Annotated in this window: 15 protein-coding genes; 12 read left to right on the top strand and 3 right to left on the bottom strand. The window is 68.9% G+C overall.

The window, feature by feature from the left end:
- Positions 1-26: 26 nt before the first annotated feature.
- From ACODRX_RS15180 to ACODRX_RS15195, 4 genes are all read left to right on the top strand, one after another.
- Positions 27-1,283: a lipoprotein-releasing ABC transporter permease subunit gene (locus ACODRX_RS15180; RefSeq protein WP_488872356.1), complete on the top strand. Its 1,257-nt coding sequence runs from the start codon at positions 27-29 to the stop codon at positions 1,281-1,283.
- Entirely contained in the window at positions 1,276-1,959 is a 684-nt protein-coding gene (gene lolD, locus ACODRX_RS15185; protein WP_488872357.1) for a lipoprotein-releasing ABC transporter ATP-binding protein LolD, read from the top strand. The genes ACODRX_RS15180 and lolD overlap by 8 nt, the downstream gene beginning before the upstream one ends.
- Positions 1,960-2,058: 99 nt before the next feature.
- Complete coding sequence (locus ACODRX_RS15190; RefSeq protein ID WP_488872358.1) at positions 2,059-2,889, top strand: TatD family hydrolase; 831 nt, start codon at positions 2,059-2,061, stop codon at positions 2,887-2,889.
- The gene (locus tag ACODRX_RS15195; protein ID WP_488872359.1) at positions 2,879-3,382 is read left to right on the top strand and encodes a DNA-deoxyinosine glycosylase; all 504 of its coding nucleotides are present in this window, start codon (positions 2,879-2,881) and stop codon (positions 3,380-3,382) included. The genes ACODRX_RS15190 and ACODRX_RS15195 overlap by 11 nt, the downstream gene beginning before the upstream one ends.
- A 17-nt stretch (positions 3,383-3,399) precedes the next feature.
- Here the strand turns inward: ACODRX_RS15195 and ACODRX_RS15200 are convergent, their stop codons facing one another.
- A complete protein-coding gene (locus ACODRX_RS15200) occupies positions 3,400-3,657 on the bottom strand; it encodes a DUF2798 domain-containing protein (RefSeq protein WP_488872360.1) in 258 nt (85 codons plus the stop codon).
- A gap of 99 nt (positions 3,658-3,756) precedes the next feature.
- On the opposite strand from ACODRX_RS15200, the gene ACODRX_RS15205 reads away from it, so the two are divergent.
- The 7 genes from ACODRX_RS15205 (at position 3,757) to ACODRX_RS15235 (ending at position 10,967) form a co-directional block, all read left to right on the top strand.
- Positions 3,757-4,659 (top strand): LysR family transcriptional regulator, encoded by a 903-nt coding sequence (locus ACODRX_RS15205; protein ID WP_488872361.1) that lies wholly within the window; start codon positions 3,757-3,759, stop codon positions 4,657-4,659.
- 9 nt (positions 4,660-4,668) lie between these two features.
- A complete protein-coding gene (locus tag ACODRX_RS15210; protein WP_488872362.1) occupies positions 4,669-5,442 on the top strand; it encodes a class I SAM-dependent methyltransferase in 774 nt (257 codons plus the stop codon).
- Between the two features lie 149 nt (positions 5,443-5,591).
- Positions 5,592-6,080, top strand: coding sequence for a tripartite tricarboxylate transporter TctB family protein (locus tag ACODRX_RS15215; protein ID WP_488872363.1), 489 nt, complete (start codon positions 5,592-5,594; stop codon positions 6,078-6,080).
- Positions 6,081-6,096: 16 nt separating this feature from the next.
- Positions 6,097-7,608, top strand: coding sequence for a tripartite tricarboxylate transporter permease (locus ACODRX_RS15220; RefSeq protein ID WP_488872364.1), 1,512 nt, complete (start codon positions 6,097-6,099; stop codon positions 7,606-7,608).
- Between the two features lie 205 nt (positions 7,609-7,813).
- Positions 7,814-9,109, top strand: coding sequence for a DUF3422 family protein (locus tag ACODRX_RS15225; protein WP_488872365.1), 1,296 nt, complete (start codon positions 7,814-7,816; stop codon positions 9,107-9,109).
- 70 nt (positions 9,110-9,179) lie between these two features.
- Positions 9,180-10,091: a DMT family transporter gene (locus tag ACODRX_RS15230; protein ID WP_488872366.1), complete on the top strand. Its 912-nt coding sequence runs from the start codon at positions 9,180-9,182 to the stop codon at positions 10,089-10,091.
- Positions 10,092-10,139: 48 nt separating this feature from the next.
- Entirely contained in the window at positions 10,140-10,967 is an 828-nt protein-coding gene (locus tag ACODRX_RS15235; protein ID WP_488872367.1) for an SDR family oxidoreductase, read from the top strand.
- A gap of 7 nt (positions 10,968-10,974) precedes the next feature.
- Here the strand turns inward: ACODRX_RS15235 and ACODRX_RS15240 are convergent, their stop codons facing one another.
- Together ACODRX_RS15240 and ACODRX_RS15245 are read right to left on the bottom strand one after the other, a co-directional pair.
- On the bottom strand, positions 10,975-11,328 hold the full coding sequence (locus ACODRX_RS15240; protein WP_488872368.1) for a hypothetical protein: 354 nt from the start codon (positions 11,326-11,328) through the stop codon (positions 10,975-10,977).
- Positions 11,329-11,352: 24 nt separating this feature from the next.
- A complete protein-coding gene (locus ACODRX_RS15245) occupies positions 11,353-12,804 on the bottom strand; it encodes an IPTL-CTERM sorting domain-containing protein (RefSeq protein WP_488872369.1) in 1,452 nt (483 codons plus the stop codon).
- Positions 12,805-13,197: 393 nt separating this feature from the next.
- Here ACODRX_RS15245 and ACODRX_RS15250 point away from each other — a divergent pair, with 393 nt between their 5' ends.
- Positions 13,198-14,184 carry a helix-turn-helix transcriptional regulator gene (locus ACODRX_RS15250; protein WP_488872370.1) on the top strand — a complete coding sequence of 329 codons (987 nt, stop codon included), beginning with the start codon at positions 13,198-13,200 and terminating at the stop codon, positions 14,182-14,184.
- The last annotated feature ends 3 nt before the right edge of the window (positions 14,185-14,187 follow it).

The following is a 14,187-nucleotide window of genomic DNA, read 5'->3' on the forward strand; positions in this document are numbered from 1 at the left end:
TGTCGGGGATGCCACAATGCTGGGCTATGCAGATTCCCTACGAACTGGCGCTGGGCTGGCGCTACACCCGGGCGGGGCGGGCCACGCGGCGCAACGGTTTCATCTCCTTCATCTCGGGCGTGTCCATGCTGGGCATCGCGCTTGGGGTGGCGGCGCTGATCGTGGTGCTGTCGGTGATGAACGGCTTCCAGAAAGAGGTGCGCGACCGCATGCTCAGCGTGGTGTCGCACATCGAGATCTTCACGCCCACCGGCGATGCGCTGCCCGATCCGGCGCGCACCATGCGCGAGGCCCGCGCCAACCCCAACGTGGTGGGCGCCGCGCCCTTCGTGGCGGCGCAGGCGCTGGTGGCGCGCGGCGAAGACATGCGCGGCGCCCTGCTGCGCGGCATCGATCCGGCGCTGGAGCCCGAGGTGACCGACATGACCTCGGGCATCCAGGCGCAGGCGCTGCAGGCGCTCGTGCCGGGCAGCTTCAACGTGGTGCTGGGCAGCGAGCTGGCGCGGCTTTTGGGCGTGCAAAATGGCGACCAGGTGACGCTGATCGCGCCCAGCGGCCAGGTCACGCCCGCGGGCATCGTGCCGCGGCTCAAGCAGATGAAGGTGGTGGGCACCTTCAACTCCGGCCACTACGAATACGATTCCACGCTGGTGCTGATGCACCACGAGGATGCGGCGCGCCTGTTTCACCTGGGCGGGCCGACCGGCGTGCGCCTCAAGCTCAAGAACCTGCACGATGCGCCCGAGGTGGCGCAGCAGCTGGCGCGCAGCTTGAGCGGCGATCTGCTGATCCGCGACTGGACGCAGCAGAACAAGACCTGGTATGCCGCAGTGCAGGTGGAAAAGCGCATGATGTTCATCATCCTCACGCTGATCGTGGCGGTGGCGGCGTTCAACCTGGTGTCGACGCTGGTGATGACGGTGACCGACAAGCGCGCCGACATCGCCATCCTGCGCACGCTGGGCGCCAGCCCCAGGAGCATCATGGGCGTGTTCATGGTGCAGGGCGCGATGGTGGGGGTGATCGGCACCTTCGGCGGGCTGCTGCTGGGGCTGCTCATCGCCTGCAATATCGACGTGATCGTGCCCGCCATCGAGCGGCTCTTGCACACCACCTTCCTGCCCAAGGACATCTACCTCATCAGCAAGATGCCCAGCGATCCGCAGAGCAGCGACATCGCGCCGGTCATCGTCATATCGCTGATCCTGTCCTTCGTGGCCACGCTGTATCCGAGCTGGCGCGCCAGCCGTGTGAACCCTGCGGAAGCCCTGCGCTATGAGTGATTCGACCATTGTTCTGCGGGCCCAGGGCCTGACCAAGCGCTTCACCGAGGGCCGGCTCGACGTGGAGGTGCTCAAGGGCATCTCGATGCAGGTGCGGGCGGGCGAGACGCTGGCCGTCGTCGGCGCCTCGGGCTCGGGCAAGAGCACGCTGCTGCACCTGCTGGGCGGGCTGGATGCGCCCAGCGCCGGCAGCGTGTGGCTGCAGGGCCAGGAGCTGAACCGGCTGGGCCCGGCGCGCCAGGGCGAGTTGCGCAACCGCTACCTGGGCTTCATCTACCAGTTCCACCACCTGCTGCCCGAGTTCAGCGCGCTCGACAACGTGGCCATGCCGCTGCGCATCCGCCGCATGCCCTACGCGCAATGCCAGGAGCAGGCGCGCGCCATGCTGGCGGCGGTGGGGCTGGACAAGCGCGTGCAGCACCGGCCGGCCGAACTCTCGGGCGGCGAGCGCCAGCGCGTGGCGATCGCGCGCGCGCTGGTCACGCAGCCGGCCTGCGTGCTGGCCGACGAGCCCACCGGCAACCTCGACCGCGCCACCGCCGATGGCGTGTTCGCGCTGATGATGCGCCTGGCCCGCGAGCAGGGCACGGCCTTTGTCGTGGTCACCCACGACGAAGGCCTGGCCCAGCGCTGCAACCGCGTGCTGCGCATGGACCAGGGGCATTTGCTGGAGTAAGTAGATTTGATAGCTGTTAGCGCTTTCCCATCTTATGTTTCAATATGAAATCATATTGAAAATTAGATATGGCAAGCGCAAGTAGCTCCTATTTTTGAAATGCCAACCTGGATCGATACCCACTGCCATTGGGACGCCGCCGAGTTCGATGCCGACCGCGATGCGCTGCGCGAGCAGGCGCGGGCCGCGGGCGTGGGGCATTGCGTGATACCGGCGGTGGAGCGCGGCAACTGGCTGCGGGTGCGCGAGCTGGCGCACCGCTTTGGCGACAGCTATGCGCTGGGCATTCACCCGCTGTACACCGGCCGCGCGCACCAGGACGACATTGTCGCGCTCGATGCGCTGCTGCACGAGTGCCGCGACGACCCGCGCCTGGTAGCGGTGGGCGAGATCGGGCTGGACTTTTTTGTCGCTGGGCTGGACGCCGAACGGCAGACCTGGTTCTACCAGCAGCAGCTGGAGGTGGCCCGGCGCCATGGCCTGCCGGTGCTGCTGCATGTGCGCAAGTCCAGCGACCAGCTGCTCAAGGCGCTGCGCGCGCGCCCACCCATCGGCGGGATCGCCCATGCCTTCAACGGCAGCGCGCAGCAGGCCGCGCACTTCGCCGGCCAGGGCTTTGCGCTGGGTTTCGGCGGCGCGCTTACCTACGAGCGCGCGCTGCATCTGCGCAGCCTGGCGCGGGAGCTGCCGCCGCACTGCATCGTGATGGAAACCGATGCGCCCGACATTCCGCCGCACTGGCTCTACACCCCCGCCGGGCAGCGTGCCCAAGGGGTGGCCCAGGGGCGCAACACGCCGGCCGAGCTGCCGCGCATTGCGGCTGAACTGGCCCAGCTGCGCCAGGCCGAGCTGCAAGACTGGCGGCGCCAGACCACGGCCAATGCCTGCCGCGTGCTGCCCAGGCTAGGGGCCCTGATCCATGGCTGCTGAGCGCCTGCAGGGCCTGCCGCCGGTGGTGAGCGCGGGCACGCGTGCCTTGATCCTGGGCAGCTTCCCAGGCGGCATGTCGCTGGCGCAGCGCCAGTACTACGCCTATCCGCGCAATCACTTCTGGCCGCTGCTGGCGGCGCTGTGGCCGCAGTACCCGCAGCCGGCCGACTATGCCGGCCGCTGCGCCTGGCTGCTGGAGCGCGGCCTGGGCCTGTGGGATGTGTATGCCAGCTGCGAGCGCGAGGGCAGCCTGGACAGCAATATCCGCCATGCGCAGCTCAACGATTTCGCGGCGCTCAGGGCGCACAGCCCGCAGCTGCGGGGCGCGCTGCACAACGGCGGCGAGAGCTTTCGCCATGCGAAGGCAGTGCGCGCAGTGCTGGGCCTGCCGGCCTGGCGCCTGCCGTCCACCAGCCCGGCCAATGCCTCGTGGAGTTTCGAGCGCAAGCTCGCGGGCTGGCGCGAGGTGCTGGCCGAGCTGCGGTTGCTCTGAAAACGGCCGCTAGGCCGCTAGGCCGCGGGCCGGCCGCCGGCCTGCAGGCCGCGGCGCGTCAGCAGCCAGTGCGCCAGCCGCTGCACCGATGGGCCGATCAGCATCACGATGGTGAAGGCCGCGGGCCACGACAGCAGGAAGGCGTGCTGCCAGCGCGCGAGGAAGTCCTCGGCAAAGCCCATGTTCAGCCAGATCACCCAAGCGGTCATCAGCGTCGAGAGCGTGACGGACATGATGACGGAGACGAGCAACCGTTGTTGCAGGGCGGGGGACATGGTGGATTCCAAGAGTAGCTGGTAGATACCATAGTGTATACACTGATTAAAAATGAGAAAATACGATAACTATGATTCTTAAATTCCAAATTTGAAATCATGCTCGATGATCTGGCGCTGTTTGCGGTGATTGTGGAGAGCGGCAGCCTGAGCGCCGCGGCACGGCGCATGCAGCTGCCGCCGGCCACGGTGACGCGCCGGTTGCAGCAGCTGGAGCGCCAGCTCAACTGCCAGCTGCTGCACCGCAGCGCCCGCCGCATGCAGCCCACGCCCGAGGGGTTGGCCTACTACGAGCGCTGCAGCCCGCTGCTGCAGTCGCTGCAGCAGGCCACGCAGAGCCTGGAGGCGACGCTGACCGAAGTGCAGGGCCTGGTGCGGGTGCTGGCGCCGATGAACCTGGCCAAGGGCCTGCTCAAGCCGGTGTGGGCCGACTTTCTGAGCCGCTATCCACGCGCGCGGCTGGACCTGCGCCTGTCCAACGTGCGCGAGGACATGTTCGAGCAGGGCGCCGACCTGGCGATCCGCGTGGGCGAGCAGCCCGATTCAAGCCTGGCGCTGCGGCGCCTGGGGGTGACCGCGATCGGCCTGGTCGGCTCGCCCGGCTACCTGGCGCGCATGGGCGAGCCGGCGCATCCGGACGAGCTGGAGCCGCACGCCTGGGTGGTGGCCGATCCCCTGCTGTCGGTGCGCATCCGTCACAAGGCCAGCGGCGAGAGCCGCGAGTTCACGCTGCCGCCGGCGCGGCACTGCGTGGTCAACGATGTGGCGCTGGCGGTCGAGCTGGCGCAGGCCGGCCAGGGGCTGCTGTGGTGCCCGCTGTGGGTGTGCGACGCGCAGCTGCGCGCGGGCACGCTGGTGCGGGTGCTGCGGCAATGGCAGGCCGAGCCCAACCCCATCTACGCGGTGTGGCCGCAGCAGCGGCAGCTGCCGGCGCGGGTGCGGGCGCTGGTGGACATGCTGGAGCAATGCATACGGGCCGAGCCTTTGCTGCAGCAACGATAATCGCCGCCCATGGCCAAAAGAAAAACCGCTGCGGCGGCAGACCAGCTGCCCGAAGTCACGATCTCGGACTACGACGGCACCCGCTACCTGCACCTGGGCACGCCCTGGGTCCAGGGCTCGATGCGCATCAAGAAGCCCTTCGACATCGACCTCGAATACGTGCAGCGCATGATGGCGTGGCTGCTGTTCGTCGAATGGGATTCGGTGCCGCGGCGCCATGCGCTGCAGCTGGGCCTGGGGGCCGCGGCCATCACCAAGTTCTGCTGCCGGCAGCTGCACATGCGCACCACCGCCATCGAGCTGAACCCGCAGGTGATCGCGGTGTGCCGCCAGTGGTTCAAGCTGCCGCCCGACGGCGGCCTGCTGCAGGTGGTGCAGGGCGATGCGGCGCTGGAGGTGCAGCGCGCCGAGCGGCTGGCGAGCGTGGATGCGCTGCAGGTCGACCTGTACGACCACGAGGCCGCCGCGCCGGTGCTCGACGATGCCGATTTCTATGCCCACTGCCGCAGCCTGCTCACCGATGATGGCTGCATGACGGTGAACCTGTTCGGCCGCACCAGCAGCTACGAGCGCAGCCTGGAGCAGATCGCGCAGGCCTTCGGCCGCGATGCGGTCTGGGCCTTCAGGCCCACGAAGGAGGGTAACACCGTGGTGCTGGCCGGGCGCCAGCCGCTGCGGCCCGGGCGGGAGCTGCTGGAGCTGCGCGCGCAGCAGGTCCATGCGGCCACCGGGCTGCCGGCGCACAAATGGCTGCGCGTGTTCAAGCCGCTGGCGCCGGCCTGAGCCCAGTCCGGCCCGGCTGTGCAAAGCAGCCTCAACAAGCATGTCTATCTAGGGTTTTCCTGTGTCGAAATGTAGGTGGTATCCACATTCGGCAGCACCCCCATGGCAGGGACAATGCCGTGTCGTTGTATCCGAATGGAGACGTGTTTGTGAAACTCAAGAGCCAAAAAGACTTTTGGGCAGGCCTGATGTACATGGCCGTAGGTATTGGGTTCGCCGTTGGCGCCCAGAACTACACCATTGGCTCGGGCGCCCGCATGGGGCCTGGCTATTTCCCCATGATTCTCGGTATCCTGCTGACGCTGATCGGTGCGAGCGTGGCCTTCAAGGGCCTGACCTCGGGGCCGCCGGACGGCGATCCGGTGGGCCGGTGGGCCTGGAAGCAGGTGTTCTTCATCCTGGCCGCCAACTTCGCCTTCGGCATCCTGCTGGTGGGCGTGCCCAGCTGGGGCATTCCGGCCATGGGGCTGATCATCGCCATCTACGCGCTGGTGTTCATCGCCAGCCTCGCCGGGCATGAATTCCATGCCAAGTCGGTTTTCGTTCTGGCCACCGTTCTCGCGATCGGCAGCTATGTGGCTTTCGTCTGGGCGCTGAACCTGCAGTTCCCGGTCTGGCCCAGCTTCATCACGGGCTAAGCAGGAGCATTTGTCCATGGATCTCATCAACAATCTGTCGACGGGCTTCGGCGTCGCCTTCACTTTCCAGAACCTGATCTACTGCTTCGTCGGCTGCCTGCTGGGCACGCTGATCGGCGTGCTGCCCGGCATCGGCCCGGTGGCGACGATCGCCATGCTGCTGCCCGCCACCTATGCGCTGCCCCCGGTGGCCGCGCTGATCATGCTGGCCGGCATCTACTACGGCGCACAGTACGGCGGCTCGACCACCGCCATCCTGGTGAACCTGCCGGGTGAGTCCTCCTCGGTGGTGACCGTGATCGACGGCTACCAGATGGCCCGAAAAGGCCGGGCGGGACCGGCGCTGGCGGCGGCGGGCATAGGCTCGTTCTTCGCCGGCTGCGTGGGCACGCTGATCCTGGCCGCGTTCGCGCCGCCGCTGACCGAAGTGGCCTTCATGTTCGGTCCGGCCGAATACTTCTCGCTGATGACCCTGGGCCTGATCGGCGCGGTGGTGCTGGCCTCGGGCTCGCTGCTCAAGGCCGTGGGCATGATCGTGCTGGGCCTGCTGCTGGGCCTGGTGGGCACCGACGTGAACTCCGGCGTGGCGCGCTACAGCTTCGACATTCCCGAGCTGACCGACGGCATCGACTTCGTGGTGGTGGCCATGGGCGTGTTCGGCTACGGCGAAATCATCGCCAACCTGTCCAAGTCCGACGAAGAGCGCGAAGTGTTCGCCGCCAAGGTGACCGGCCTGTTCCCCACGGGCGAAGACTTCAAGCGCATGTTCCCCGCGATGATCCGCGGCACCGCGCTGGGCTCGGCCCTGGGCATCCTGCCCGGCGGCGGCGCCATGCTGTCGGCCTTCGCTGCCTACACCATCGAGAAGAAGACCAAGCTCAAGCCGGGCGAAGTGCCCTTCGGCCAGGGCAACATCCGCGGCGTGTGCGCTCCCGAGTCGGCCAACAACGCCGGTTCGCAGACCTCGTTCATTCCGCTGCTGACGCTGGGCATTCCGCCCAATGCCGTGATGGCGCTGATGGTGGGTGCGATGACCATCCACAACATCCAGCCCGGCCCGCAGGTGATGACCAGCAACCCCGAGCTGTTCTGGGGCCTGATCGCCTCGATGTGGATCGGCAACCTGATGCTGGTGATCCTGAACCTGCCGCTGATCGGCGTGTGGATCAAGCTGCTGACCGTGCCCTACCGCTGGCTGTTCCCGTCCATCGTGCTGTTCTGCGCGGTCGGTGTGTACGGCACCAACAACAACTCGTGGGACGTGTGGATGGTGGGCATCTTCGGCTTCGTGGGCTATGTGTTCCACAAGGTCGGCTGCGAGCCCGCGCCGCTGCTGCTGGGCTTCATCCTGGGGCCGATGATGGAAGAGAACCTGCGCCGCGCGCTGCTGCTGTCGCGCGGCGACTGGAGCGTGTTCGTGACGCGCCCGATCTCCGCCGGCCTGCTGGTCGCCGCGCTGATCCTGCTCGTCATCGTCTGCCTGCCGGCGGTGAGCAAGCGCCGCGAGGAAGCATTCGTCGAGGATTGATTCCCGCCTCGAGCACCGAGAACGGCACCGCAAGGTGCCGTTTTTTCTTTCTGGCGCCGGGCCGCTCCATGGAAAAAACGCCCCACCGTGGGGCGGCGGAGCTCGCGCAGCGGGGGCGTGGAAGCTATTTTTCCGCTGGAATAACAGTTCTCCGCGGGGGCGCGGCGCTGGTGGCGATACCATGCGAGCTTCTTCCGGATGCATCATGAACACCCTGGCCAAGCTGACCCAGCATTCCCTGCGCCTGCCGCTGCACAACGAGGTACATGCCCGCCCGCCCGAGCCGGTGGAGCAGCACACGGCAGTCTCCTGCATCGTGATGTGGGCCGATGCCCGCGAGCGCGAGGCCAGCCGGGCCTGGCTGCACCGGTTGCTCGACGAGCTGCGGCTGCCGGTGCCCGCGGCCGATGCCACGCACCTGCGCATCGACCTGGGCAACTGCCGGCTGCGCTGGGAGCTGCACACCGAGTTCGTCTCGTGGACCTGGATCCGCCCGCTGCCCACACCGCTGTCCGACGTCACCGCGCTGCCGCCGGCCAGCGATGCCGCGCCGCTGCAGTGGCTGGCGGCGCTGCCGGGGCAGTGCATCCTGGCGCAGCACCTGTGGGTGCTCGGCGGCGCCTCGCAGCCCGAGCGCGGCGTGCCGCCCTGGCTGCAAGAGGACAAGCTCGTCGCCTCGCGCGCGGCCGGGCTGCTGGCCAATGTCTACACCGACTTTACCGTCTACCCCGATGGCGCTTCGCGCATCTTCGTTTGCAACAAGGGCCTGCCGCCGCGGCGCATGGGGCGGCTGGTGCAGCGCCTGCTTGAGATCGAGACCTACCGCATGGCGGCGCTGCTGGGCCTGCCGGCGGCGCGCGACAGCATGCACGCGCTGGCCGGCCTGGAGGGCGAGCTGGCGCAGCTGGCCGGCGCCATCCGCAGCGCCGAGCCCGAGAGCGAGCCGCAGCTGCTCGACCGGCTCACCCGCCTGGCCGGCCAGGTCGAGAGCCAGTACGCCGCCTGCCACTCGCGCCTGTCGGCCAGCGCCGCCTACTTTGCGTTGGTGGAGCAGCGCGTGGCCGATGTGGACGAGCAGCGGCTGGAGGGCAACCAGACCATCGGCGACTTCATGGAGCGGCGCCTGAGCCCTGCGCGCAACACCTGCGCCTCGGCGCTGCTGCGGCTGGAGGCGCTGTCGCAGCGCGTATCGCGCATGAGCAACCTGCTGCAGACCCGGGTGGACATCAACCAGCAGCAGGGCCGCCAGGCGCTGCTGGCCGCGATGAACGAGCGCCAGGGGCTGCAGCTGAAGCTGCAGTCCACGGTGGAGGGGCTGTCGGTGGCAGCGATCACCTACTACATCGTCGGCCTGGTCAGCTACCTGGCCAAGGCGGCGCAGAAATGGGGATGGCCGCTGTCGCCAGAAACGACGGCGGCGCTGGCCATTCCGCTGGTAGCCTTCGGGGTGTGGTGGTCGATCCGCAAGACGCACCAGAAGCTGCTGGGCGGATCGCACTGAGGCCGCTTGGCGCGGCCCGGCGCCACAGGCGACGGCAGCGGCCGGCGCCTGGCTCATTGCTGGCTTTCCCGTGACTGCATCCCTCACCGCCGCCGCGCCATCCGCGCAGCGCACCGGCTTTTTGCTGGCCTTCTTCGGCGCCATCGCCTTCAGCGGCAAGGCCATCATCGTCAAGCTGGCCTACCGCCATGGCGTGGACGCCACCACGCTCATCATGTACCGCATGCTGTTCGCGCTGCCGCTGTTCGTGGCCATGGCCTGGTGGGCCGGGCGCGGCAAGGCGGCGCTCACCGGCCGCGATTGGCTGGGCGTGCTGGGCCTGGGCTTCAGCGGCTACTACCTGTCGAGCTACCTTGATTTCGCCGGGCTGGCCTATGTCAGCGCGAGCCTGGAGCGGCTGATCCTGTACCTCAACCCCACGCTGGTGCTGCTGCTGGGCTGGCTGCTGTACCGCCGCCGCGCCAGCGGGCGGCAGCTCGCCGGCCTGGCGCTGAGCTACGCCGGCATGCTGCTGGTGTTCGGCCTGGAGCTGCGGGCCGAGGGCACGCGGGTGCTGTGGGGCTCGCTGCTGGTGTTCCTGAGCACCGTCAGCTACTCCATCTACCTGGTCTACAGCGGGCAGTTCGTGCAGCGGATCGGCGCGCTGCGGCTGGTGGGGCTGGCCACCTCGGTCGCCTGTGTGCTGTGCATCGCGCAGTTCGCGCTGCTACGGCCGCTGGCAGCGGCGCTGGTGCCGGCGCCGGTGGTCTGGCTGTCGGTGCTCAATGCGGTGCTGTGCACCGCGGTGCCGGTGCTGATGGTGATGATGGCAGTCGAGCGCCTGGGTCCGGCCACGGTGGCCCAGACCGGCATGGTGGGGCCGCTGTCCACCATCCTGATGGGCGTATGGCTGCTGGGCGAGCCCTTCACGCCGGCGATCGCGGCCGGCACCTTGCTGGTGCTGGCGGGGATTTATGTCTTTTCCCGCAGACCGGCGCGTTGAGCCGGTTTGCGCTACAAACAAGGGCTTTGCAGACACAAGGAGTCGAACATGGATTTGGGCATTGCGGGCAAGTGGGCGCTGGTGTGCGCGGCAAGCAAGGGGCTGGGCCGGGGCTGCGCCCAGGCGCTGGTGCAAGAGGGCGTGAACCTGGTGATCAATGCGCGCGGCGCCGAGGCGCTGCAGGCCACGGCCGCGCAGCTGCGCACGCTGGCCGCCGCCTGGGCCGCGAAGGGCGGCGAGCGGGCCGAGCCCAAGGTGATCGCGGTGGCCGCCGACATCACCACCGAAGCCGGGCGCGCGGCGGTGCTGGCCGCGCCGGGCGGCCCGGGGCGTGACTTCGACATCCTGGTCAACAATGCCGGCGGGCCGCCGCCCGGCGACTTCCGCGACTGGAATCGCGACACCTGGGTCCAGGCGCTGGATGCCAACATGCTGACCCCGATCGCGCTGATCCAGGCGCTGGTGGACGGCATGGCCGCGCGCGGCTTCGGCCGCATCGTCAACATCACCTCCAGCTCGGTCAAGGCGCCCATCGACATCCTGGGTCTGTCCAACGGCGCGCGCAGCGGCCTCACCGGCTTCGTGGCCGGCGTGGCGCGCAGCCCGCTGGCGGCGCGCGGCGTGACCATCAACAACCTGCTGCCCGGCAAGTTCGACACCGACCGCATCGCCGGCACCATCGCCGCGGCGGCGCAGAAAACCGGCAAGCCCGAGGCCGAGATCCGCGCCAGCCAGCAAAAGCAGATCCCCGCCGGCCGCTTCGGCACGCCCGAGGAGTTCGGCGCGATCTGCGCCTTCCTGTGCAGCCGGCAGGCGGCCTACCTGACAGGGCAGAACATCCTGCCCGATGGCGGCTTCTATCCGGGCACGTTCTGAAGCGAGTTCAAATCCGGAACCACAGGATGACGCCCGTGGTCAGGCCGCAGGCTGCGGCATTGGCCAGGCTCACGCCTATGGCCTTGTCCATCCGGTGGCCGTTGCTCTCATACAGCCAGGCGGCCATGCTCAGGTTGGCGCCCACCCAGATCAGCCAGGTCCACAGCGAGTGCTGGCGGGAGTCGCGGGTCTGCAGGATGGCCCACACCGTGGGCATGTAGGCCACCAGCCGCGCGGCGGTCAGCAGCATGAAGGCCCAGGTCAGCCCGCGCAGATACCATGCGCGCCAGCCCGTATGCAATGGCCTGTGGCGCTGCGCTTGGGCCCGTGGCGGTGCGGCTGTGGATGTGGTGGTGTTCATGGCGCAGCCGCGTTCGGATCGCCGTCAGCCATTGCGCCGCCGCAGCCGCAGAGCGCCCAGTCCGGCCGCCAGCAGGCCCAGCAGCGCCAGGTTGTATGCGCCCAGGGTGGGTACGCTGGCCGCAGGCGCCGAGCTGCCCGTGTGGCGCTCGAAGTGGGCGGTTACCGTGCAGGCCGCCACGACGGCGCCGGTGCCGTAGGGGCTGGTGCCGGAGGCTGTGCCGCCGCAGCCGTCGATGGTGGTCAGTTGCCAGCCATCGGCGGGCGTGGCGATGCAGGCGGATGTCTCGCCATCGGGCACGGGATTGGGTGTGCAGCTCACGCCGCCGCCCTCTGGCGGCACGGCGACTTCGGTGATGGGGTGCCGGGCTGGGGCAAACACCGGTGTGATGACGGCCCGGCCGGGCCTGCCGGTGCCGGCAGGCGCTTCGGCGGGCAAACTACCTTGCTGGCCTGTGCCCGCCACCGCACTGCTCGTCACCGGGTGGGCAGGCTCGGTGGCGGTACATGAGCTGCCGCCCGCGCCGCCCAGGGCGGCGTCGGCGCTGCCCTTGCCGCTGTCGCCGCCGGCACCCGCAATATAGCCACCGCCGCCGCCTCCGCCGCCGCCTCCGCTCAATTGGCCGCCCCCGCCGCCGGGGCCCGGCAGTCCGCTGCTGGGTTCGGCGCATGCGGGCTCCGATGCACTCAGCGCGGACGAAGTGTTGCCGCTGCCGCCGCGGATGGTGACGCTGCTGCCGGCAGTGGTCGAGGTATAGGCGCCTGCGCCGCCACCCCCGCCGCCGGCCCGCACCACTGCATTGCCCACGCTGAGCTGCGACGATCCGCCGCCACCGCCGCCGCCCGAGGCGCTATGGCCGGCCGCCGCATCGCCGCCGGTGCCGCCCCCGCCCCCACCGCCGCCCCGGCCGCCGCCGCCACCTCCGCCAGGCCCGTCGATATGGCCATCGACCGTCTGGTGGGCGCCGTGAGCGCCGTCGCCGCCGCTGCCCACGCCGCCCTTGCCGCCCCACCAGAATTCGTTGCTGGCATAGCTGCCGCCGGCACCGCCGGAGCGCGAGTTCTCGTTCGCTGTGCCGAATGCCCCCTCGCCGCCATCGCCGCCCCGGGCGGCGCCTGGCATGCTGGGGGTGCCGCCTGAGCCGCCGCCGCTGCCGATGCGCACGAATACGGTATCGCCGGCCGCTACGCCGATGCGGGCGCTCACGCTGGCGCCGGCCGCACCCTGGCCGCCCACCAAGGCCTGGTTCCGGTCGGTGCCTCCGCTTCCTCCTTCGCCGCCGGTGACCAGCACCTCGATGGCAATGGCTCCGGCCGGCACGGTGTACTCGTAGCCGCCGGTGGCTTCGTAGGTGGTCTGCGCCCAGCTGGCAGATGCCGCCAGCAGGCCAGCCAGGGCCAGCACTTGCGCGCCGCCGGGCAGGGTTTTGCGCTGCGCCAGCGCGGACCAAGGTCGAGTGATGGAATGGGACGCCATGGGAAGCAGACTCCTGTCTTGGAATGGGTGAAACGTGGTCAGCCGTGCCACTGGCGCAACTGCGATGCCAGAGCCGAGGCATGCGCAGACATTAGGGCTGGGAGCCACCGTTGTCTTGGTGCAAGGCGAACTGGGCTGGGACTGCAGGGAAGTCCGCCCATGCAGCCGCTGCCGGCGGTGTGCGGCGCTCGCCGCCGTTGTGGAAAGGATGAATGCCAGCCCTTGGGCATCAAACATCAATTGCTATGCTTTTTGCTTTTCTTATGGAGGAAGACTTGGTAAAACATTTTGTTTGGAATTGAAACACAGTACCAAAGTAAGCCACCTATCAGACATACTTCTTCGATACAGGCCGCTGCCGGCAAGCCCTATGGGCGTGGCGAAGAGGTATCCATGAGCAACGACACTGCAGACCCAGGGAGGCCATTGACCCAATGGCTGCACACCGCGCCGATATGGGAGCGGCAGCGCTTGCGGGCATTCCAGGAGGAATTCACCAGTTTCCTTGGCGGCATCCAGGTGGAGCCGCTGGACGGCCACGCGCTGGCAGTGAGCGGCAGCGTGACCGCCTTCGACGGCCTGGCGGTCTGCATCGGCGAGACCACGCCCTCGCGCTGCATCCACCAGGCCGGAGGTCCGGATGAAGCGGTGGTGCTGTCGGGCTGGACCCGGGGGCAGGGCATGCTGCAGGCGCGCGGCGGCGGCAGTGAGTGGGGGCTGGCGGGCGGCGAGGCGGTTTTCACCAGGCCCGGCCAGCTCGAATCGGTCGTTGCCCATACTCCGGCGCAGTTGTGCGCGGTGGCGTTGAGCCGCCCGTTGCTGGCATCCATGCATGTCGATGTGGATGCGGCCTTGCTACGGCCGCTGCGCGGCGATCCGGCGGTGGCCATGCTGATGGCATATGCGCAGCTGCTGCGTGGGCACGGCGCGCTGGCTACGCCCGCATTGCGCCGCGCGGCAGCGCTGCACCTGCACGATCTGGCCGCGCTGGCTGCAGGCGCAGTGGGCGATGCGGCGCACCTGGCCCGGGGCCGGGGCGTGCGTGCGGCACGGCTGCTGGCGGTCAAGCAGGATGTGGAGGCCCATTTCACCGATGCCGCGCTCTCGGTGCATGCGGTGGCGCTGCGCCAGGGCATCACGCCGCGTTACCTGCACATGCTGCTGGAGGACGAGGGCCTGAGCTTCAGCGCCCTGGTGCTGGAGCGGCGCCTGGCGCTGGCGCGGCGCATGCTGGCCGATCCGCGCCTGGAGCGGCGGGCGATAGCCGCGCTGGCGCTGGATGTGGGCTTTGGCGATCTGTCCTATTTCAACCGCAGTTTCCGCAGGCGCTATGGCATGACGCCCTCGCAGGCGCGCGCACTGGCTGCCGCGGCGCGCTAGCCG

The organism is Comamonas sp. FG99, from assembly GCF_057808605.1.

What these genes read in the sequence shown, in the direction of transcription:
- ACODRX_RS15180 (WP_488872356.1), top strand. Translation starts at nt 27, where the DNA reads ATGCAGATTCCCTACGAACTGGCGCTGGGCTGGCGCTACACCCGGGCG.
- lolD (WP_488872357.1), top strand. Translation starts at nt 1,276, where the DNA reads ATGAGTGATTCGACCATTGTTCTGCGGGCCCAGGGCCTGACCAAGCGC.
- ACODRX_RS15190 (WP_488872358.1), top strand. Translation starts at nt 2,059, where the DNA reads ATGCCAACCTGGATCGATACCCACTGCCATTGGGACGCCGCCGAGTTC.
- ACODRX_RS15195 (WP_488872359.1), top strand. Translation starts at nt 2,879, where the DNA reads ATGGCTGCTGAGCGCCTGCAGGGCCTGCCGCCGGTGGTGAGCGCGGGC.
- ACODRX_RS15200 (WP_488872360.1), bottom strand. Translation starts at nt 3,657, where the DNA reads ATGTCCCCCGCCCTGCAACAACGGTTGCTCGTCTCCGTCATCATGTCC.
- ACODRX_RS15205 (WP_488872361.1), top strand. Translation starts at nt 3,757, where the DNA reads ATGCTCGATGATCTGGCGCTGTTTGCGGTGATTGTGGAGAGCGGCAGC.
- ACODRX_RS15210 (WP_488872362.1), top strand. Translation starts at nt 4,669, where the DNA reads ATGGCCAAAAGAAAAACCGCTGCGGCGGCAGACCAGCTGCCCGAAGTC.
- ACODRX_RS15220 (WP_488872364.1), top strand. Translation starts at nt 6,097, where the DNA reads ATGGATCTCATCAACAATCTGTCGACGGGCTTCGGCGTCGCCTTCACT.
- ACODRX_RS15225 (WP_488872365.1), top strand. Translation starts at nt 7,814, where the DNA reads ATGAACACCCTGGCCAAGCTGACCCAGCATTCCCTGCGCCTGCCGCTG.
- ACODRX_RS15235 (WP_488872367.1), top strand. Translation starts at nt 10,140, where the DNA reads ATGGATTTGGGCATTGCGGGCAAGTGGGCGCTGGTGTGCGCGGCAAGC.
- ACODRX_RS15240 (WP_488872368.1), bottom strand. Translation starts at nt 11,328, where the DNA reads ATGAACACCACCACATCCACAGCCGCACCGCCACGGGCCCAAGCGCAG.
- ACODRX_RS15245 (WP_488872369.1), bottom strand. Translation starts at nt 12,804, where the DNA reads ATGGCGTCCCATTCCATCACTCGACCTTGGTCCGCGCTGGCGCAGCGC.
- ACODRX_RS15250 (WP_488872370.1), top strand. Translation starts at nt 13,198, where the DNA reads ATGAGCAACGACACTGCAGACCCAGGGAGGCCATTGACCCAATGGCTG.